The 20,709-nt window shown below is 73.4% G+C and carries 17 protein-coding genes; 8 read left to right on the forward strand and 9 right to left on the reverse strand.

Annotated elements, in window-relative coordinates; all coding sequences use genetic code 11:
• Positions 1-133: 133 nt before the first annotated feature.
• The 4 genes from Pen02_RS10300 to Pen02_RS10315 are packed head-to-tail and all read left to right on the forward strand — an operon-like array spanning position 134 to position 4,902.
• Complete coding sequence (locus Pen02_RS10300; RefSeq protein WP_203865718.1) at positions 134-394, forward strand: acyl carrier protein; 261 nt, start codon at positions 134-136, stop codon at positions 392-394.
• Complete coding sequence (locus Pen02_RS10305) at positions 384-1,607, forward strand: beta-ketoacyl synthase N-terminal-like domain-containing protein (RefSeq protein WP_203865719.1); 1,224 nt, start codon at positions 384-386, stop codon at positions 1,605-1,607. Before Pen02_RS10300 ends, Pen02_RS10305 begins: the two co-directional genes overlap by 11 nt.
• Before the next feature lie 38 nt (positions 1,608-1,645).
• The gene (locus Pen02_RS10310) at positions 1,646-2,782 is read left to right on the forward strand and encodes a beta-ketoacyl synthase N-terminal-like domain-containing protein (RefSeq protein WP_203865720.1); all 1,137 of its coding nucleotides are present in this window, start codon (positions 1,646-1,648) and stop codon (positions 2,780-2,782) included.
• Entirely contained in the window at positions 2,704-4,902 is a 2,199-nt protein-coding gene (locus Pen02_RS10315) for an AMP-binding protein (protein ID WP_203865721.1), read from the forward strand. The genes Pen02_RS10310 and Pen02_RS10315 overlap by 79 nt, the downstream gene beginning before the upstream one ends.
• 95 nt (positions 4,903-4,997) lie before the next feature.
• Here the strand turns inward: Pen02_RS10315 and Pen02_RS10320 are convergent, their stop codons facing one another.
• From Pen02_RS10320 to Pen02_RS10340, 5 genes are all read right to left on the reverse strand, one after another.
• Positions 4,998-6,032: a DUF4331 family protein gene (locus Pen02_RS10320; RefSeq protein ID WP_203865722.1), complete on the reverse strand. Its 1,035-nt coding sequence runs from the start codon at positions 6,030-6,032 to the stop codon at positions 4,998-5,000.
• A gap of 122 nt (positions 6,033-6,154) precedes the next feature.
• A complete protein-coding gene (locus tag Pen02_RS10325; RefSeq protein WP_203865723.1) occupies positions 6,155-7,375 on the reverse strand; it encodes a low temperature requirement protein A in 1,221 nt (406 codons plus the stop codon).
• Positions 7,376-7,461: 86 nt separating this feature from the next.
• A complete protein-coding gene (locus Pen02_RS10330; protein ID WP_203865724.1) occupies positions 7,462-8,877 on the reverse strand; it encodes an aminopeptidase P family protein in 1,416 nt (471 codons plus the stop codon).
• Positions 8,878-9,113: 236 nt separating this feature from the next.
• Positions 9,114-9,863: a response regulator gene (locus Pen02_RS10335; RefSeq protein WP_239140411.1), complete on the reverse strand. Its 750-nt coding sequence runs from the start codon at positions 9,861-9,863 to the stop codon at positions 9,114-9,116.
• Positions 9,860-11,107, reverse strand: coding sequence for a sensor histidine kinase (locus Pen02_RS10340; RefSeq protein ID WP_239140413.1), 1,248 nt, complete (start codon positions 11,105-11,107; stop codon positions 9,860-9,862). The genes Pen02_RS10335 and Pen02_RS10340 overlap by 4 nt, the downstream gene beginning before the upstream one ends.
• 168 nt (positions 11,108-11,275) lie before the next feature.
• Here Pen02_RS10340 and Pen02_RS10345 point away from each other — a divergent pair, with 168 nt between their 5' ends.
• The 3 genes from Pen02_RS10345 to Pen02_RS10355 are packed head-to-tail and all read left to right on the forward strand — an operon-like array spanning position 11,276 to position 14,680.
• Complete coding sequence (locus Pen02_RS10345; protein WP_203865726.1) at positions 11,276-12,256, forward strand: ABC transporter ATP-binding protein; 981 nt, start codon at positions 11,276-11,278, stop codon at positions 12,254-12,256.
• A 1-nt stretch (position 12,257) separates the two neighbouring features.
• Positions 12,258-13,874, forward strand: coding sequence for a DUF1349 domain-containing protein (locus Pen02_RS10350; protein WP_203865727.1), 1,617 nt, complete (start codon positions 12,258-12,260; stop codon positions 13,872-13,874).
• Between the two features lie 23 nt (positions 13,875-13,897).
• Positions 13,898-14,680: an ABC transporter permease gene (locus Pen02_RS10355; RefSeq protein WP_203865728.1), complete on the forward strand. Its 783-nt coding sequence runs from the start codon at positions 13,898-13,900 to the stop codon at positions 14,678-14,680.
• A gap of 212 nt (positions 14,681-14,892) precedes the next feature.
• On the opposite strand, the gene Pen02_RS10360 is transcribed toward Pen02_RS10355, so the two are convergent.
• On the reverse strand, positions 14,893-15,660 hold the full coding sequence (locus Pen02_RS10360) for an ArsR/SmtB family transcription factor (RefSeq protein ID WP_203865729.1): 768 nt from the start codon (positions 15,658-15,660) through the stop codon (positions 14,893-14,895).
• 136 nt (positions 15,661-15,796) lie between these two features.
• Here Pen02_RS10360 and Pen02_RS10365 point away from each other — a divergent pair, with 136 nt between their 5' ends.
• The gene (locus tag Pen02_RS10365; RefSeq protein ID WP_203865730.1) at positions 15,797-17,041 is read left to right on the forward strand and encodes an MFS transporter; all 1,245 of its coding nucleotides are present in this window, start codon (positions 15,797-15,799) and stop codon (positions 17,039-17,041) included.
• A gap of 30 nt (positions 17,042-17,071) precedes the next feature.
• Here the strand turns inward: Pen02_RS10365 and Pen02_RS10370 are convergent, their stop codons facing one another.
• Genes Pen02_RS10370 through Pen02_RS10380 form a run of 3 tightly spaced genes read right to left on the reverse strand, consistent with a single transcriptional unit; the run spans position 17,072 to position 20,586 of the window.
• Positions 17,072-18,733: an extracellular solute-binding protein gene (locus Pen02_RS10370; RefSeq protein ID WP_203865731.1), complete on the reverse strand. Its 1,662-nt coding sequence runs from the start codon at positions 18,731-18,733 to the stop codon at positions 17,072-17,074.
• Between the two features lie 51 nt (positions 18,734-18,784).
• Positions 18,785-19,681, reverse strand: coding sequence for a carbohydrate ABC transporter permease (locus Pen02_RS10375; RefSeq protein WP_203865732.1), 897 nt, complete (start codon positions 19,679-19,681; stop codon positions 18,785-18,787).
• A complete protein-coding gene (locus Pen02_RS10380; RefSeq protein WP_239140414.1) occupies positions 19,678-20,586 on the reverse strand; it encodes an ABC transporter permease in 909 nt (302 codons plus the stop codon). The genes Pen02_RS10375 and Pen02_RS10380 overlap by 4 nt, the downstream gene beginning before the upstream one ends.
• Positions 20,587-20,709: the final 123 nt, after the last annotated feature.

Genomic DNA, 20,709 nt, shown 5'->3' on the forward strand with positions numbered 1-20,709 from the left:
GGGCGGCGCGAACAAGCTCTTCGGTCGCATCCGCAACGATTCCCGCGTCGTTTCCTTCCTGGAAAACTTCACTGTGAGCCCACCCGCAAGTTCCACGTAATGTGGCGAGCGGTGATCGGGAAGGGAGCCGGACTTGGCACAGCGAGGCGTGGTGTCGGCCGCGGTCCTACGGGACCTGGCGGCGGAGATCTTCGAGGTCAATCCGGACGAGATAACCGAGGGTGCGGCCTTCTACGAGGACCTCGGGATCGACTCCGTGCAGAAGGTCGAGTTCGTCGTACGCATCGAGCGGCAGCTCGGCGTACGGCTGACCGACGAGGAGGCGGCCGGGCTACAGGACTTCGGCGACACGCTCGCCGTACTCCGGGATCGGGGCATCTCCGTTGGACCGTGACCGTACCGGCCGCCCGGCCGTGGCGGTCTCCGGCGTCGGCGCGGTCTCCGCCGCCGGCCTCGGCGCGGACGCGCTCTGGACGGCGGTGACCGAACGGCGGGTGCTGACCGGCCCGGTCACCCGCTTCGACATGTCCCGCTACCCGGCCCGGTGCGGCGCCGAGGTACCGGCCGGCGCCGTGGCCGACCTCGACGCGATGGTCCCCGGCCACGAGTCGCTGGCCGCCCGGTTCCTCGCCGCGGGCGCTCTGGAGGCGCTCCGGCACGCCGGGATTCCGGAGCAGGGGCGCGGGCGCCTACTCGGCGTCTTCGTCGGCACCGTGATGGCCACCCGACCGGTGCTGGACCGGGGCATCGGGTCCGGCCGGCTCGACGTGCCCGGACGGACCTGGGCCGACCCGGACGCGCTGCTGGCGACACTCCGCGAGGTGGTCACGGTCACCGGGCCGACGGTGCTGTTCGCACCCGGCTGCGCGGCCGGGAACAGTGCGGTCGCGGCCGGCGCCCGCGCGGTCGCGGCCGGCGAGGTCGACGTCGCGGTCTGCGGCGGCGTCTCCGAACTCTCGCTGGAGATCCTCGCCATGTTCACCTCGCTGCGCGCCCTCGCGGTGGACACCGTCCGGCCGTTCGACGTCAACCGGCGCGGCACCATCCCCGGGGAGGGCGCCGGAGTGCTGGTCCTGGAACGGGTCGACCGGCTCGTGGCCCGGGGCGGCCGGCCGCTGGCCCGGATCCTCGCCTGCGCCGCCGCGGCCGACGCGCACAATCCCACCCAGCCGCACCCGGACGGCAACGGACTGGTCTCGACAATCCACGGCTGTCTCGACCGCGCCCGGCTGACCAGCGACGACGTGGACTGGGTCTGTGCACACGGCACCGGCACCCAGGCCAGCGACGGGATCGAGGCCCGGGCGGTGGCCAAGGCACTGGCCGGCCGACGTCGGCCGGTGGTCAGCTCGATCAAGGGCCAGTTCGGGCACGCCGAGGGAGCCGCCGCCGCACTGGAGGCGATCGTCGCGGTGCGGGCCCTGGCCGACGGACTGGTGCCGGGCAACGTCACCCTGGTCGAGCCCGACCCGGCCTGCGGCGGCATCGACCTGGTCGAGCCGGCCGGCCGGCGCGCCCCGCTCGGGGTGGTGCTGAGCCAGGCGTTCGGCTTCGGCGGCGGCGTCTCGACCGTACTGCTCGGAAGGGGCGACCGTGCCACCGGTTGACGACTGTCCGGCCGCCGTACTGCTCGGAAGGGGCGACCGTGCCACCCGTTGACGACTGTCTGGCCGTACGCGGCCTGGGACTGCGGCTGCCCGGCGTGGCCGACGCGGCGGACCTGGCCCGGCTGGTCGCCGGAGGGCCGCTGCCGCCGGTGCCGCTGCGCCGCTTCGAGGCCCCGGACACCGACCTCGGGCCGGTCGACCGCCGGACGCAGGCCCCGGTCGAGCCCCGGATCCCGGCCGCCGTCGCCGGGCGGGGACTGCGGGCCCTGCCGCCCGAGTCGCTGCTCGCGCTGGCGGCTGCGGCCGACGCCGGTACGGCTGCGGCCGGCGGCCCGCCCGACCGGTGGCTCGCGCCGTCGGTGCTCGACCCGGCGGACGCCGGCCCGGCGGCGGTACTCTGGGCCAGTTCGAGCGCGGGGCTGACCGAGTACGCCACCATCTGCGTGGAAGCCTCCACTCTCGACCCCGGCCTGAGCAGCCCGATCATCGGCCCCGCCTCGGCGTTCAACGGGCCGGCGGCGACCGTCTCCATCCGACTCGGCATCGACGGCCCGAACGAGACACTCACCGGCGGTACGACCGCCGGGCTGGCCGCGCTGGTCGAGGCGGCCCGGCTGGTGTCGTACGGCGACGCGGCGCGGGCCCTGGTCGGCGGCTCGGCGACGGTCAGCCGGTGGAGCGTGGCCGGACTCGCCGACGGGTTCGTCGCAGGCGAGGGCGCCGGCTGTCTGGCGGTGTCACCGGGCCGGGACGGCGAACCGGGTATCCGGCTCGGACGGTTCCACCGGACCACCCTCGACCGCTCCGACCTGGCGGCCGGGTGCCGTGACCTGCTCCGCACGGTCTGTGGGCCGGCCGGCGGTCCGGTCGCGGCGGTCGTCTCCACCCTCGACACCGAACTGGTCAGGACACTCGCCGACGACCGGGTCCGGCCGGTCTGGCACCTGGAACGGGCGCTCGGCGACTTCGGCGCGGCCGGTGGCCTGCTGGCGGCGGCCTGCGCCGTCGCGTACTGCGCCAGCGCTCCGGCGCCGACGAGCGTTCTCGCGCTGGCGATCGAACCGTCCGGCAACGCAGCCATCCTGGAGGTCTCATCATGGGGAGCACCAACCTCGTCGAGCGGCTGGTGGGGCGACAACTCGCGTTCGGTCGGGGTGAGCGGGTCGCCTACCTGACCGGCGCGGGCGGGCGGCTCGGCTACGCGGAGCTGTACCGCGCGGTGCGGGGTTACGCCGCCCGGCTGACCGAGGCCGGGATCGGTCCCGGCACCCGGGGACTGGTGGTGGCCGACGACGACCTGCCGACCGCGGTGGCGATCCTGGGACTGTGGTGGTGCGGCGCCGTCGCCGTACCGGTGAGTCCGATGCTGACCGAGGCGGAACTCGCGTTCATCGCCGAGGACTGCCGCGCCGGCTTCCTGCACGCCGACGAACGGGGTGCCGCGCGGGCCGACCAGGCCGGGCTGGCCGGGCTGCCCCGGGGCGGCGCGGACTGGCTGGACCTCGGTGCGCCGCCGGCACCGCCGCCGGTCAGCCAGCCGCCTTCCCGGGTACTGCTGATCCAGTACACCTCGGGCAGCACCGGCAAGCCGAAGGGGGTGCTGCACAGCGCGGCCGGCGTGGCGGGCGTACTCGACGGGTTCGGTCGGATTCTCGACCTCCGCCCCGACGACCTGGTGCTCTCCACCGCGAAGCTCTCCTTCGGGTACGGCTTCGGCAACTCGCTGCTCTTCCCGCTCGCCGCCGGTGCCGGGGTACTGCTCAACCAGGGTCCACCCGACGTGTACCGGCTGGCCACGACGATCGCCCGGCACCGCCCGACCGTGCTCTGCTCGGTGCCCCGGGTCTACGCCGCCCTGCTCGACCGGGCCGGGCAGGGCGACCCGACCGACCAGACCGGCGTTCCCGACCTCGGCTCGGTACGCCTCGCCGTCTCGGCCGGGGAGCACCTGCCGGCGGCCCTCTGCGCCGACTTCACCGCCACCTTCGGGGTACCGCTGGTCAACGGGCTCGGCGCGACCGAGGTGCTGCACATCGTGCTGGCCACCCGGGGCAGCCAGCCCGGCTCGACCGGAACACCGGTACCCGGGACGACGGTGAGTGTCCGGGACGACGGCGGCCGGGTCGTGCCGGACGGCACCGAGGGCCGGCTGCACGTGTCGGGTCCGTCGGTGGCGGTCGGCTACCTGGACCGTCCCGACTCGGCGGCGCGGACCTTCGCCGACGGCGGGGCCTACACCGGCGACATCGTCCGGCAGGATCCGGACGGGGACCTGCGCTACCTGTGCCGGCACGACGACCTGATCAACATCGGCGGCTACAAGGTCTCGCCGCTCGACGTCGAGGCGGCGGTCCGGGATCTCGACGGGCTCGCCCAGTGCGCGGTGGTCGGCGCCCGGGACCAGGCCGGGTTGGAGCAGGCGGTCGCCTACCTGGTACCGGCCGCCGGAGTCGACCCGGGCACGCTGCGCCGGGCGGCCCGGGCGGCGTTCCGGGCCGGGCTGCCGGCGCACAAGCGTCCCGCCGTCGTCGAGGTGGTCGACGCGTTGCCGACCACCTCGACCGGCAAGCTCGCCCGGTTCCAGTTGCGCAACCGGGCCGACGGGCCCGCGACGGTCCGGATGCGGGTACTGCGCGACGGTCCCGGGCGCACGCTGCTCTGCATCCCGTACGCGGGCGGCTCCTCCGGCGCGTTCACCCGGCTGGCCCGGCACCTGCCCGGCTCCTGGCGGGTGGTGGCCGGCGAGGCCACCTACCGGGACGGCGCCACCATCGCCGACGCGGCCCGGGCCTGGTGGCAGGCGGGCACGCCCTACCTCTCGGACGGTGCGGTGCTGTTCGGGCACAGCCTCGGTGCGGTGCTCGCCGCCGCGATGGCCGACGCCGCCGGAGACGGACTCGGCGGTACCCAGGTGGTCCTCTCCGCCCCGCCGATGCTGCCCGGCACGCAGCGACCGGCGCTGGTCTCCGAGGACGACGAGACGCTGCTCGCCGGGCTGCGCGACACCGGGCTGCTGCCGACCAGTCAACTCACCTCCGAGGAGATCATCCGACTGCTGCTGCCCCGGTTCCGCCGGGACATCGCGCTCGCCCCGGACGGCTTCCAGGGCGTACGGTCCCGGGCGGTGCACGTGCTGCTCGGCACCGACGACGGGCTCTGCACCCGGGACGCGGTCACCGCCCGGATTCCCGTCGACCGGATCGCCAGCCTGCACATGGTGCCCGGCGACCACTACTTCGTCGCCACCAACCCGGCCCGGACCGCCGAGGTGCTCGCCGGGATGTTCCAGGACTGAGCGCGGCCGACGTCGAGGAGTCGTCCGACGAGGCTGTCGTGGACGGCGACGGTCCGGAACGGTGCCGGCCGGGCGTGATACTGCCCCGGCCGGCGTCAGCGAGCCGCGACGACGTACGGGAAACGGTCGCTGCGGGCGCTGGCGTTCTGCTGGGCGGTCAGCCCGGCGGTGGTGGCCCGGTTCAGGATCAGCGAGAACATCGTCTCCGGCGCGTTGCAGGCCAGGGTACGGCCGTTGAAGCCGTTGAAGCCGTAGTTCGCCGGGGTGCCGGTCCGGTACGGCAGCAGGTCCGGCAACAGCCGCTCGGCGACCTGCCGGCCGTACCCGGGCGGGTCGAGCGAGGTGCCGTTCGCGGCCACCACTCCGGCGACGAGGCGGGCGATCCGGTCGCCGTCGGCGCTGGCGTCGGTCTCTGGGTGCCCGAGGTTGGCGCTGCCGGACCAGTCGGTGTCGACGGGCTGGCGCAGGATCGGCCAGACCATCGGGTGGCCGAAGCGGTTGACCTGGCGCCAGCCGCCCGCGTCGGTGGCCAGCTTGCTGGTGATCCAGGTGCAGATGTCGCGGTTGGCGCCGATCCCCGGGTCGTCGTCGCCGATCTCCAGCACGATGGACTGGATGGTGGTGTCGGCGAAGCTGTTCTTGGCGGCGTCCGACCGCCAGCCGGTCAGGTCCAGCCGGGCGCCGTCCTTCACCGCCGAGCCGATCGCGGCGAGCAGCGTCAGGTCGATGTAGAACGGGTCGACCGCCCGGCCGGCCCACAGCCGCAGCCCGTTCGGCCCCGAGATCACGTTCCCGGTACGCCCCTGCGCGATCAACTCGCCGGTCGCCGTGTCGTCGGGCGCCTCCGCCCCGGTCAGCAGGTGCAGCCGGACGTCCTGCTCGCCACCGGCCCGGTCGGGCTCGTCGAAGCTGACCCGGTAGGTGAGGTTCTCCACCGTCGCGCCGTCGAGATGCACCTTGAACTCGTACCGGGCCTCGGGATGGAAGCCCGGCTTGGCGTCCTTGCCGGCGGCCGAGCTGTTCAGGTTCATGACCAGGACGGTCCCGTTCTCGCCCGGGAAGACGTACTGGTCGGTCAGGTCGAGCCGGGTGTCCTGGAGGGCGAGCGGCGAGTCGAGGTGGTGCGACACGGGTACTCCTGGCCTGGGCGACGGTAGGACTCCTGTCTACAAGGTGACCTGCCCAGTTCGTGGAGTTATGGGCGAACCAGGCGCTGCGACACCGGCCGCCGCGCCGTTCACCGGCTCGGCCCCTAGTCGCTGACCACCGGGCCGGTGTCCCACTCGTCGCCCTCGCCGCGCCGGTCGGCCTCGCCGAGCCGGCCACCTCCGGTCTCGAGCTGTTCGTCCGGGCCGACCCCGGAGAACTCACCCCTGCCCTGCCGGCGCAGGATGAGCTGTTCGACCAGGCTGACCGCGATGATCACCAGGGTCAGGACGATCAGCGCGGCCAGGCCCGGCGTCAGCATGGCGAGCGGAAGCATCAGCAGGCAGAGCAGCCCCGCGCCGAGCCGGCGCCAGGCCACCTGCCGGTGGATCCGCCAGTGCGTGTAGGCGAACGTGATGAGGAAGAGCGCGGCACCGCCGCAGAGCAGGGCGGCGTCGCTGGGCAGCAACGGTTGGTCCGGGGCCGACACCACCTCGGCCAGCCCGACCGCCGCGGCGATCACGCCGGAGCTGAACAGCAGGTGGCCGTAGAGCAGGATGGACCGGCGTACGTCGCCCTGGTTCTCGGCGCGGGCGATCGCCCGGCGGAACGCCCACATCCCGTAGACGAAGTACGCCCACCAGAGCGCGCAGGCGAACGCGTACGACGCGCCGATCGCGAAGAGTCGGGCGGCGGTCAGTCGCTCGGTCGACGCCACCGCGCCCACCTCGAGGACGGACTCGCCGAGCACCAGGATCAGCAGCAGCCCGTACCGGTGGGTGTAGTGCAGTGGCAGCAGGCGTACCCGGCCCAGGTGCCGGCGCAGAATCCACGGGCTGGAGACGTCGAGCAGCGAGGCGATCGCCCAGAGGACGGTCCGGGTGGTTCCGGAGGTCAGCCCGCCGGCCAGCAGCAGCGGCCCGGCCACGATCGAGCCCACCCCGAACGGGCCGAGGAAGAAGGCCCGCCACTGGTGCAGGTTCTGTAGCGCCAGCCCGGCCAGCAGAAACCGGATCGTGAGGTACGCGCAACCGAAGAGCAGCCCACGGTCGCCGTACGCGCCGGGGATGGCCAGCGCCAGGACCAGGTTGCCGAGCCCGAGCGCGAAGATCCCCACCCGGTCCCGGGCGTTGCCGATGTCGCGCTGGTTGGCGTAGACGGTGGTGCCGACCCAGGTCCAGTAGATCGAGACGAACAGGATGAGTACCTGCGTGGTGCCCAGCCAGTCGTGGTTGCGGCGCAGCAGCGCGGAGAGCTGGATCACCGCGAAGACGAAGGCAAGATCGAAGAAGAGTTCCTCCCAGGTCACCCCCTTGTCCCGTCGCACGGCCCCAACATACGATCACAATTGGCCGCTCTGCCGGACTTGTTCCGATCCTGGCCGTACCGCCGACGACCAGTCGACGTCCCCGCTCAGCCGGCCAGCCCCGACATCCAGCTCTCGACGTCGTCAGCCGTACGCGGCAGCGCCGCCGACAGGTTCTGGCTGCCCTCCTCGGTGACCAGCAGATCCTCCTCGATCCGCATCCCCAGCCCACGCAGCTCGGCCGGCACCAGCTCGTCGTTGGGCTGGAAATAGAGCCCCGGCTCGACGGTCAACACCATGCCGGCCTGCAACTCGCCCTCGACGTAGCGGGCCGTGGTGGCCCGCCCGCAGTCGTGCACGTCCAGCCCCAGCATGTGCCCGGAGCCGCAGAGCGTCCAGCGGCGGTAGAGCTGACGCTCCGGATCCAGCGCCTCCTCCACCGAACAGCGCAGCAGACCGAGGTCGACCAGACCGGCGGCGAAGACCGCCATCGCCGCCCAGTGGTAGTCCCGGAACATCGCCCCGGGCCGGAGCTGCCCGATCGCCGCGTCGTTGGCCCGGCGGACCAGCTCGTAGACGTCCCGCTGGAGCGGACTGAACCGGCCGTCGACCGGCAGTACCCGGGTGATGTCCGCGGTGTAGCGGCTGCCCACCTCGACCCCGGCGTCCAGCAGCAGCAACTGGCCGGGGCGTACCGGACCGGTGTTGCGGTTCCAGTGCAGCACCGCCGCGTGCCCGCCGGCCGCGACGATCGGCTGGTAGCCGACCTCCTCGCCGTCGGTGCGGGCCCGCCGGGCGAAGGTGCCCTCCAACCACCGCTCGCCACCGCCGGCCAGCGCCGCCGGCAGCGCCCGGACCACGTCCTCGAAGCCGCGTACGGTGACGTCGACGGCGTGCTGGAGCTGCCCGACCTCCCACTCGTCCTTGATCAGCCGCAGGTCGGCGAGCGCCACCACCAGGTCGCCGTCGGCGACCGGATCGGTCACCGGCACCAGGGCGTCCACCACCGGATCGACCGTACGCAGCAGCCGGGTCCGGCCGGCGGCGCCGAGCGTCGTGGCCAGCTCGCCCATCGGCCGGCACCGGATCTCCAGCGCCTCGCCCAGGGTGGCCAGGTCGGCCCGGGGCCCGTTCCAGACGATGCCGGCGTTGCGGTCGGTCCAGTAGGCGGCGGTACCGGGCCGGGGCGGCTCGTCGGTGTAGAGCGTCGCCTCGCCCGCCGGGTTCAGCACCAGCACCCCGCCCCGGTCCCCGTCACCGGTCAACCAGGTGTAGTCGGAGCCCGGCCGGAACCGGAAGAACTGGTCGTTGCTGCGTACCGGCGGTCCGCCGGCCGGGATCACCAGGTGCTCGCCGGGGAACATCCCGGACAGCCGGGCCCGGCGTTTCGCCGCCCAGCCGGCCACCCCGGGATCCGTCCGGACCGGCGCCTCCGTGGGCCCCCAGCCGCCGAGCATGAACTCCGCGAGTGCCGGGGGCACCGGCAGGTCGTGACTACTGGTGGCGGGGACACGCTCGGACATCCGTGGCCTTTCACCGAGAGGGCCGGCAGTTCGGTACCGATCTCACTTTTCACCGCCGCTCGGCCCGCCCGCAAGGCCGCGCGGCAAAGTCCTACGGACGTACCGCCGGGGTCGCGCGGGGTTCCGGCAGATGTCCGATGACAGCGTCACGGCGAGGTCGCCACGGGCCGCGCGGTCACGCGTGGAATCGACGCGGCCGACCGGACCTCCGTAGCTCGTTCATCGGGCTGACCGGCTCACCGGGTGCCGCGCGGCACCACCAGCCCCGACTCGTACGCGGTGACCACCGCCTGGGTGCGGTCCCGCAGCCGGAGCTTGCCGAGCACCCGACTGACGTGCGTCTTCACCGTCTCCTCGCTGATCACCAGCCGATCGGCGATCTCCGTGTTGGAGAGCCCCTCGGCGACCAACCGGAGCACGGCGGTCTCCCGTGGGGTCAGCGCGTCGAGCAGGGTGGCCCGCTGCGGCGGCCGGGGGCGCAGCCGGGCGAACTCGCCGATGAGTCGCCGGGTCACGGCCGGCGCGAGTAGCGCGTCCCCGGCCGCCACCACCCGGACCGCGTCGAAGAGCCGCTCGGCGGTCACCTCCTTCAGCAGGAAGCCGCTGGCGCCGGCACAGAGCGCGTCGTAGACGTACTCGTCGAGGTCGAAGGTGGTGAGCATGATGATCCGGGGCGGCCCGCCGGCCGACGTCGTACCGCCGCCGGTCGGGTGCGACCCGGCGGCCGGGGGAGTGGCGTCGGTGATCAGCCGGGTCGCCTCGATGCCGTCCATCACCGGCATCCGGACGTCCATCAGCACCACGTCGGGTCGGGCCTGCCGGCAGAGCCGGACCGCCTCGGCACCGTCCGCCGCGCTGCCCACCACGGTGAAGTCCGGCTGCGTACCGAGCAGTGCGCCGAAGCCGGCCCGGACCACCTCCTGGTCGTCCACCACCAGTACCCGGATCGTGCCGGCCACCGCCGGTCCGCCACCCGGGCCGGTCACGCCGGATCCCGTGGTGCCGGCGCGAGCGCGTCCGACCGGGAGGTGGCCGGAAGTTCCGTCGGCGGATCCGGGAACGGGAGGGTGGCGCGTACCAGAAATCCGCTGACCGGTGCCGGGCCGACGGTCAGGGTGCCACCGACCATCGCCGCCCGCTCCCGCATCCCGACCAGGCCGTGCCCGCTCGGCGCGCGGTCGGCCGGCCCCGGACCGTTGTCCCGGACACTGAGCCGCAGCGCGTCGTCGGCGTAGTGCAGGACGACGTCGACGGCGGCACCCGGGGCATGCCGGCGGGCGTTGGTCAGCGCCTCCTGCGTGATCCGGTACGCGGTCAGTTCGATTCCCGGGTCCAGCGGGACCACCCGGCCGTGCACGACCAGCCGGGCGGCGGCACCGGTCGACGCCCGGGCCTCGTCCAACAGGTCGTTGAGCTGGTGCAGCCCGGGCTGGGGACGGCGGGTGGGCGCCCCCTCGGCGTCCGACCGGAGCACGCCGAGCAGCCGGCGCATTTCGGTCAGCGCCGCCCGGGCCGTCTCCGCGATTCCGACCAGCCGCCTCGCCCCCTCGGGCGGCAGGCCGGGCGTGGTCAGCCGGGCGGTCTCCGCCTGCACCGCGATCATCGAGATGTGGTGCGCCACCACGTCGTGCAGTTCCCTGGCGATCCGGGCCCGCTCGCCCCGGGCCACGTGCTCCAGCAAAGTGTCCTCGATGACCCGCCGCGAGACGGCCCGCTCGGCCGCCTCCCGGCGCAACCGGCGGGCGATGCCGGCGGCGACCGCCACCGTGGCGGCGGCGGCCAGCAGCACGTCGGCGAGCCGGCCGGCCCCGGCCCCGCCACCGATCGACCACAGTGGACCGATCAGCGGGTGGCCGACGAAGGGCAGCGCCATCGGTACGGCGATCCACCGGGACCGGCGCCGACCGACCAGGTACAGGATCGCGAGCTGGACGACCAGGTTGGCGCCGGTCGGCCGTCCGATGCCGGCCAGGATCAGCGAGGTGGCCGCGGTCGTGGTCACGGCCGCGACCACGAGCTGGGTACGCACCAGCGCCAGCGGCACCGTGCCGCAGAGCCCGAGCAGCAGCGCCACCGAGACGGTCGGCCCGGAGGTGGCCGGGCGCAGCGCCACCTCGACCATCGCCAGCAGCCCGAGCAGCAGGCCGGCGGCGGTCGGCCACTCCGGTGCCCCGGTCACCCGCCGGCCGGCGGCGACCGCCCGTTCGATCACCACTTTCGGCTGGTCCACAGAGGTCATTGTGGCCCGGGCCGGCCCAGGCCCGCGTCAGCCCGTCCGGCGGTCGCCGCGTCCCCCGCAGGAGGGACCCGGAGCCGGCCGGTCACCCGCACCGGGAGCGGCGAAGACTGCTCCGCCGCGTGACGACCGGGAGCGGTTCGGCTCCGTAGCCTCGCCGGCATGGAAGCAACCATCGAGGCCCGGGGCCTGCGCAAGCGGTACGGCGGCACGGTCGCCGTACACGACCTGTCGTTCACCGTCCCCGCCGGCCGGGTCACCGGCTTCGTCGGGCCCAACGGCGCCGGCAAGTCCACCACGATGCGGATGATCCTCGGGCTGGACGCGCCCGACGGCGGTACCGCGCTCGTCGGCGGGCGGCCCTACCGGTCGCTGCGTACGCCGCTGCGCGCGGTGGGCGCGCTGCTGGACGCGGGCGCGGTGCACCCCGGGCGCCGGGCCCGGGACCATCTGCTCTGGATGGCGCACTCCAACGGCCTGCCCACCCGCCGGGTCGACGAGGTCGTCGAGCAGGTCGGCCTGGGTGCCGCCGCCCGGCGCCGGACCGGCGGCTTCTCGCTCGGCATGCGACAGCGGCTGGGTATCGCGGCGGCGTTGCTCGGCGATCCGCCGGTGCTGCTCCTCGACGAGCCGGTGAACGGGCTCGACCCGGAGGGCATCCGGTGGATCCGTGGCCTGCTGAGGTCGCTGGCCGCGCAGGGGCGGGCCGTACTCGTCTCCAGTCACCTGATGAGCGAACTGGAGGGCAGCGCCGACCATCTGTTGGTGATCGGCCGTGGGCGCCTGATCGCCGACACCAGCGTGGCGGCGCTGCTGGCCACCGCGTCCGGCGACCGGGTGGCGCTGCGTACGACCCGGCGGGCGGAGGCGATGGAGTTGCTCGCCAACGCCGGAGCCACCGTCGCGGCGATCGACGCCGAGACGCTCACCGTCTCCGGGCTGACCGCCGAGTCGGTCGTCACCCTGCTCACCGCGCGGGCGCTGCCCTTCTCCGAGGTCGTCGCGCACCGCGCCTCGCTGGAGGAGGCGTACCTCGAACTCACCGGCAACGCCGCCGAGTTCACCGCCGTGACCGGCCCGGCCGAGTTCGGCGCCGCCGCCGACCCGGCGGAAGTCGACGCCACGGCCGGCCGGGAGGCGTGAGATGACCACCACGACGACACCGCACGGAACCGACCTCGGCCCGGCCGGCAGCGGCCTCGGCACCTCCCGCGTCGGCTTCGGCCGGCTGGTCCGGGCCGAATGGACCAAGCTGCGCTCGGTACCCCGCTGGGGGCTGATCATGCTGGCCGCGGTCGGCCTGACGATCCTGGTCTCGTTGCTGAGCGCGGCGGGCAGCTCGTTCCAGCGGGACTCGGTCGCGCCTCCGCCGGTCGGCCCGCACGGCGGGCAGGTGGAGGACGCCTTCCGGTTCGTGCACCAGCCGCTGACCGGCGACGGCACCATCACCGCCCGGGTACGCGAACTGGTCGCCGTCGAGGGCCCGGACCAGCCGTGGGCCAAGGCCGGCCTCATGGTCAAGGACGGCACCGCCCCCGGCGCCCGGTACGCGGCGATGCTCTACACCCCCGGTCACGGAGTCCGCTGGCAGACCAACTTCGTCGTCGACCGGGCCGGCACCATCGCCAGGGGCGAACCCTGGCTCCGGCTGACCCGTGCGGGCGCCACCGTCACCGGGTACGAGTCGACCGACGGCACCACCTGGCGCAGGGTCGGCAGCGTCGAGCTGGCCGGACTGCCGGCAACCGCCGAGGTGGGGCTCTTCGTCGCCTCGCCGCGCGCGGACCGGGTGGAGCGGCAGTTCAACGCTACGTCGGTGACGTCCTCCTCGACCTGGAGCACGGCCCGGTTCGACGACGTCGCCGTCCGACCCGCGACGGGACAGCCGGCGGCGAACTGGACCGACGAGGCGATCGGGATGACCGGCCTGGCCAAGCCGACCGCACCCGGTGCCGGTCCGGCCGCCCCGGCCGCCCCCGGCGCGCCGGACGGGCTCGACGGCCCGGACGTTCCGCCGGTCGCCCTGGTCAGCGGCGCTCCGGACGCCACCGGTGCCAGTACGGTGACCGGCAGCGGTGACGTCGCGCCGCGCGCGGTCGACGAGGACCTGACCCGGATGAGCCTGAGTGGGGCACTGATCGGACTGCTGCCGATCGTCGCGCTCGGGGCCCTGTTCATCACCGCCGAGTACCGCCGGGGCATGATCCGGACCACGTTCGCGGCGAGCCCCCGGCGCGGCCGGGTGGTGCTGGCCAAGGCGGTGGTGCTGGCCGGCGTGACCTTCGTCGTCGGCCTCGTCACCTGCGCCACCGCATTCCTGGTCAGCCAGCCCGGCCAGCGGGAGAGCGGGTTCGTCGCGCCGCTCTTCCCCGACCGGTCGCTGACCGACTGGCCGGTGCTCCGGGCGGTGGTCGGCACCGCGCTGGTACTGGCCCTGGTCGCGGTCCTCAGCCTGGCGCTCGGCACGGTACTGCGGCGCAGCGCCGGGGCGATCACCGTGGTCGTCCTGCTGATGGTGCTGCCGCAGATGGTCGCCGGTGCGCTGCCGCTGACCGCCGCGCGCTGGATGATGCGACTACTGCCGTCCGCCGGCTTCTCGATCCAGCAGACGAATCCCCGGTACGAGCACGTGGCCTCGGTGTGCCTGCCGGAGGCGGGCTGCGTGCCGGACAGCCCATGGCTGGGCCTGGCCGTGCTGACCGGGTACGTCGCCGTGGCGGTGGCCGCCGCCTGTTGGCTGGTCCGGCGGCGGGACGCGTGACCGGGCGGGGCGGTGGAGGGGGCATGGCGGTCCGGGCGGAGTGGACGAAGCTGCGTAGCCTGCCGGGCAACGGTTGGTTGCTGCTGGCGCTCGTGGTCGCCACGGTGGTGTTCAGCGCGCTGTCCGTGTCGGCGGTCGACATCGCCCGGTGCCCGGCGCCGACCGAGTGTTTCGAGGACACCACCAGGGTCAGCCTGTGGGGGGTCCGGGTGGCCCAGCTCGCGGTGGTGGTGCTCGCCGTACTCGCGGTGACGAACGAGTACGCCAACGGCCTGATCGCCACGACGCTGGCCGCGAACCCGCGTCGGGGTACGGTGCTGGCGGCCAAGGCGGGCGTGGTCACCGCGGCGGTGCTGGTCGCCGCCGTGCCGGGGGTGCTCGGCTCGCTGCTCGTCAGTCGGATCATCCTGCCGGGCAACGGCTTCAGTGCGGCCAACGGCTATCCGCCGCCCTCACTGCTCGACGAGCCGACGTTGCGTGCCGTGACCGGCACCGTGCTCTACCTCGGCCTGGTCGCCCTGCTCGCGATCGGCGTCGGTACCGCCCTGCGGGACACCGCCGGGGCGATGGTCGCCGTGCTCGTCCTGCTGTACAGCGCTCCGGTGCTGGTGCAACTCGTCGGCGACCCGAAGTGGCAGCACCGGCTGGAGAAGGCGGCGCCGATGACGTCCGGGCTGGCCGTACAGGCCACCACCGCGCTGGAGCGGCAGCCGATCGGTCCGTGGGCCGGGCTCGGCGTGCTGGCGATCTGGGCCGGCGCCGCGCTGCTCGCCGGTGCGCTGCTGTTCCGGTACCGGGACGCCTGAGACCGGGCCTGTCCCGACGGGGCGGCGGGGTCCGGACACCACACGGGGGGTGTCCGGACCCTCGGTCCACCCGGCACCGCTGGCCGGTCCCGGGCAGATCCGGTGGGTGCCGGCGGGCGGATCCAGTGGGTGCCGGCGGTCCCGGACACGGTGGCGGTCGAGTGTGCCGCGATGCCCCGTGTGGGGCCGCCGCCGCGCACCGATCGGTGTCGTTACCGCTCTGCGGCGGTGGTGGTGGTCGGATCCGGGGCCGGGTCGGCGGGTGGGGCGGGGAAGTCCGGCAGCAGGACGGGAAGGTTCCGGGCGCCGCTGTCGGTGAGGGTCAGGGCGCGTTCGCCGTCCGCGCGGCGTACCAGCCCGTCGGCGAGGAGCGCATCGAGCACGGCGGCGCCGAGCACCCCGCCGAGGTGCGGCAGCCGGTGGTTGCGATCGAGGCACGCGGTGGCGAGTTTACGGCGTCCGGGTCGTACGGCGTCGAGGTCGACACCGAGGTCGGCGAGGGCGCTCGGGTCCGGGCCGAGTCGCAACTCGTCGTGCTGCCCGTCCGGTGCCAGCAGGGCGCCCCGCTCGACCAGGGTGGCGAAGACCGCGACGCCCAGCCGGCCGGCGCAGTGGTCGTAGCAGGTGCGGGCGACCTCGGCCGGCGACGGCGGCCGGGCGGATCGCGGGCCCGGGGCGGCCGGGCGGCCGTGCCGGGCCAGCGCGGTGAGCACGTCGACGGTGTCCGGGCTGGCCAGCCGGTAGACCACGTGCCGTCCACGCTGCTCGACGGTGACCAGTTCCCGGGCACGCAGCCGGGCCAGGTGGTTGCCCAGCCGTGGCGCGCTGACCCGTAGCGCGTCGGCGAGCTGGGTCATGGTGTGCGGACCTTCGACGGCCAGCAGTTGCAGGGCGGTCAGCCGGATCGGGTCGGCGAGTTCGCGGGCCAGCGAGGTGGCGGCGGCCAGCGCAGGGTCGTCGGGATCCACCCAGCCGGTCACGCCGTCTCCCTCCTCCGGTACGAACCGCAGCCTAGCATCATTCACGATTTCCTGAACTCCGGTTGCGGCCCGACGGGCTCCTCGCTACCTTCACCTTTCAGGATTTGCTGAAGGGTGGTGGACGTTGTCGGCGTCGGTGGACGTATCCGCAGCGGTGGTCGGGACCGGCCCGGCAACGGGGACGACGGCCGGCGCACTGCGCCGGCTGCTCTGGGGCCGGGGCGTCTCGGCGCTCGGCGACGGCATGTGGTTCACCATCTGGGCGCTCTACCTCACCGGGATCGTCGGCATCTCCGCCGGTACCGTCGGGATCGGCATGGCGGTCGCCGCCGCCTTCGGGCTCGCGGCGGCCGTGCCGCTCGGCGCCCTCGCCGACCGGCACGACCCGCGCCGGGTGCTGGTCGTGATCGCCGTGGTCCGGACCGCCGCCATGGCCGGCTACCTGCTGGTGGACGGCGTCTGGAGCTTCCTGGTCGTCACCGTCGCCTTCGTCGCCCTGGCCAACGGCGGCAGCGCGGTCCGCACCGCCCTGGTGGCGGCACTGGTCCGCGACAACCGGGCACGCGTCCGCGAACTGGCCCGGCAGCGGGTCGCCCAGCACGTCGGCTACGCCGCCGGTGCGGGCCTCGGCGCCGCCGTACTCGCCGTGGACCGGCCCGTCGGCTACACGGTCGCCATCGCCGCCAACGCGGTCACCTTCGCGGTCTTCGCGGTCGTCACCGCCACCGTTCCCGGCCGCCGGGTCCACGGCCCGACCAGGCCGGTCCGGGCGAACGTCCGGGCCGCCGTCGGCGACCTGCCGTACGTCGGCGTCACCGCCGCCGTCGCGCTCCTCTCGCTCTGCTGGGCGATGCTCTCCACCGGCCTGCCACTGTGGATCTCACAGTCGACCCGGCTACCGCTCGTGCTCAGCGGCATCGTGGTCGTGATCAGTTCCGTCGGCATCGCCGCCGGACAGGTGCCGGCGACCCGGCTCGCCCGCACCCCGGCGGCGGCCACCCGGACGGCCGTCTGCTCGGGCGTCGCACTGGCGGTGAGCTGCCTGCTGCTGGCCAGCACGAGCGGCGGGGCCGGCCCGGTCGCGGTCACCGTCGTGGTGGTCGCGGCGCTGGCGCACCTCGCCGGCGAACTCGGGTACGTCGCGTCGAGCTGGGCACTGTCGCTCGGCCTGGCCCGGGAGCAGGCACTCGGCGCGTACCAGGGCTTGGCCGAGGCGGCCACCGCGACGGTGCAGATCTTCGGACCCGCCCTGTTCACCCTCGCCGTCGGCGGCCACGGCACCGTCGGCTGGCTGGTCGTCGCCGCGATCTTCCTGCTCGCCGCGTCGCTGCTGCCGACCCTGGTCCGGCGGGCCCTGCGCAACCGCCCGGCCGACGTCTGAGCACACCGCCCGGCCAGCGCCCCGCGACCGCTAGTCGCTGCTGTTCGCGATGGCCTCCTCGAACTCGGTACGGACCTTGTCGCCGCCGGTGCTGCGCCACTGCTTGAGGACCTCGTCCCAGGCCGAGACCGGCTTGCGACCGCTGAGGACGTCCATCTGGGCGTCGTTGACGATCGTGCCGAGCTGGCCGGACCGGCGGGACCAGGTGTCGGAGAAGAGTCCGAGGGTCGGGTCCTTGACCGCCGTCGGGATGATCGACGCCTGGTACTCGTACGACTTCCGGGTCGCCTCGGCCTCGCCGGGTACGAAGATGACGTCGGGGGCGTCCACGATGTAGCGGATCCCGAGTACCGTCTGGCTGACCCCGGCCTGGGTCAACTCCGGCCCGCCGTCGGACATCCGGTAGTGCACTCCGGCGAGGCCGTACCGGCGGAGCAGCCACTCCTCGGTGCCGAACGGTGCCGCCAGCCAGTTGCAGACCTTCAGCAGCGCCCGGACCCGGCCCTCGTCGGCCTTCTTGAACGCGGTGAAGTTGTTTGTCGCCTGGGCCTGCCAGGTGGCCGCGAACCCGCCGCCCTCGTGCCTCGGCGGGCGCATGCCACCGATGTCGAAGTCGGGGCCGGCGATGTTCTCGGCGTAGAACTGCGGCCAGGCGGTGTACCGGTCGGTGATCATCGTCGCGCTGCCCGCGTTGAACCACTTCTTCGTCGGCGCGTTGTTGCTGAAACTGTCCGGATGCACCACGCCGTCCTTGACCAGCCGGGCGGTGTCCGAGAGCGCCTGCCGGAACTCCTCGCTCTCGTACGCGCTGACCAGCCGGCCGCCCTCCATCTTCCACCGCCACGGGTTGCCGAGCATCTGGCGGACGAAGTCGAGCGGAGCCTGGGCCAGCGCCCAGCGGTTGGCCCGGGCGTCGGTGAGTTTCCGGCAGACCGCCCGGAACTCGGCGAAGCTCTCCGGCTGGGGGTCGGCGCCGAGAGACTTGAACAGGTCGTCCCGGCGCATCATCAGGGTGCCGCCGATGCCCCGGGGCACCGGCAGGCCGTAGATGCCGCCGTTGTAGCGGCAGTCCCGCCACGCGTCGGTGGGCAGGTTGGCCAGGAACGGGTACTCGTGCACCGCGTCGCCGGACAGGTACGGGGAGAGGTCCTGGCACTTTGCGGCGAGCCAGGCCGGCAGGTTCGCCGTACCGGCGGGCAGGCCGTTGGGGGTGAACAGCGCCGGCACGATCACGTCCGGCAGGTCGTCCCCGGCGACCAGGGTGGCGAACTTGGCCGGCATGTCGGGATTGGGCACGATGGTCAGCCGCAGGTCGACGCCGAGCCGCCGGTTCATCTCCTGCCAGAACGGGTTCTGCCCGACGGCGGGCGGCACCGGCGAGTTGGTGAGGACGAAGGCGGAGAGTTCGCCGCCGTCGCCGGGCGGGCCATCGGTGGCCCGTACCGGCGGCTCCGGATATTTCAGGAACGCGTCCAGCAGCCCCTGCCGGTTGCCCCGCAGGTCCGGCCGGACCCCGGTGTACGGCAGGTAGTTCGGCAGCCTGGCCGAACCGCTGGCCCGGTTCTGGTCGCTGTTGCCGGTGGAGCCGCCGTCGCCGCAGCCGGCGAGCAGGCCCGGGGTGGCGAGAGCGGCGGCGGTGCCGAGCGCACCGGTAAGGAGTTGCCGCCGACCGATCGACGGAGAACTGGTCATCTCTGCTCCTTGGCGTGACGCCTGCGGGGGATCGGGGGAGGAGGAGCGGGTTCAGCCCTTGACCGCGCCGAGCAGTACGCCCTTCGTGAAGTGCCGTTGCACGAAGGGGTAGACGACGAGGACGGGGACGATGGAGAGCACCAGGATGGCCATCTGGATCGCCTCCTGGGGCGGCAGCGCCGTGCCGGCCGCACCGAGTTGGTCGACGCCGAGCTGCGTCTGGTTGACCACGTACGTCCGCAGCACGAGCTGCAACGGCCACTTCGCGGTGTCGTTCAGGTAGAGCAGTGCGCTGAAGAACGCGTTCCAGTACGCCACCGCGTAGAACAGGCCGATGACCGCGAGTACGGCCCGGCTCAGCGGCAGCACGATCCGGAACAGGATGGCGAGGTCACCGGCGCCGTCGATCCGGGCGCCGTCGATCACCTCCCGGGGCAGGTCCAGGAAGAACGCCCGCAGGACGATCACGTTGAACGCGTTGACCGCGACCGGCAGGATCAACGCCCAGTAGGAGTCGAGCAGCCCGAGACTCTTCACCACCAGGTAACTCGGAATGATCCCGGGGGTGAAGAGCAGGGCGAACAGCACCACCATCAGCAGCGGCCGGTGCGCCACCGAGCGGGGGCGGCTCAGCCCGTACGCCAGCAGGATGGTGGCGGCCATGCTCAACGCCGTACCGGCGGCGGTGACGAAGAGGCTGACCAGGGTCGCCCGGGTCACCACGCCACCGGAGAGGATCGCGGCGTACGCGGCGAAGCTGACCTGGTCGGGCCAGAGCACGAAGCCGCCGTCCCGGGTGAGCTGCTCCCGGGTGGCGAGGCTGGTGGAGACGATGCCGGCGAACGGTACGATCACGGCGGCGCAGCAGAGCGCCAGCACCACACCCTTCAGCGCGCGTACCGGCTTCGACGCCACGGTGACGCCGCCGACGGTGACCCGGTCGGTCATCGCTGGTAGACCCCCTGCTCTCCGAAGCGGTGCGCGAGCCGGTTGGCGCCGAGCACGAGGAGCAGCCCGACCACGCCCTTGACCAGCCCGACGGCGGCACTGACTCCCCAGTCACCGGCGAGGATGCCGTTGTTGTAGACGTACGTGTCGAGCACTTCGCTGGCGTCCGCCCCGACCGCCGCCTGCTGGAGCACGATCTGCTCGAAGCCGACCGTCAGCGCGTCGCCGAGCCGCAGGATCAGCAGCAGCACGATCAGGCTGCGCAGCGCGGGCAGGGTGATGTGCCACAGTTGCCGCCAGCGGGTGGCGCCGTCCACCGCGGACGCCTCGTAGAGCGTGCTGTCGATCCGGGACAGTGCGGCCAGGAAGAGGATCGTCGCCCAGCCGGCGTCCTTCCACAGCACCTGGCCGGTGACCAGTGCGAAGAAGGCGTCCGGGTTGTTGACGATGCTGACGGTGCCCAGGTCGTGGTCCCGGAGGAAGGTGTTGAGCAGGCCGCCGTCGCCGAGCAACTGCATGAAGATCGCCACCACGATCACCCAGGACAGGAAGTGCGGCAGGTAGAGGATGCTCTGCACGGCCCGCTTGAGGCGTTCGGACATCAGGCTGTCCAGCAGCAGCGCCAGGGCGATCGGTGCGGGAAAGACGATCAGCACCTGGAGCAGGGTGATGACCAGGGTGTTGGTCAGGGCGTTGAGGAACGCGGGATCTCCGCTGACGATGATCCGGAAGTTCGCCAACCCGGTCCACGGGCTGTCCAGGATTCCGACGTACGGCTGGTAGTCCTTGAACGCGATGACGTTGCCGAGCCACGGAAGATAGTGGAACGTCAGCAGGAGTCCGACCCCGGGCAGTGTGGCGAGCAGCAGAATCCGGTCCCGTCGTACCCGGTCCCACCACGACAAGCCGGCCCACCTCATCTCATTCCGCCGGATGCGACGCGTGGACACGACGGATCGCGTGAACACGATGGATCGCGACAGTTCCGGAAGTCGGCTGTTACATCCGGGTAAACCTAGGGTCGCCCC

The organism is Plantactinospora endophytica (assembly GCF_016862915.1).
In the GTDB taxonomy this organism is placed as follows: domain Bacteria; phylum Actinomycetota; class Actinomycetes; order Mycobacteriales; family Micromonosporaceae; genus Plantactinospora; species Plantactinospora endophytica.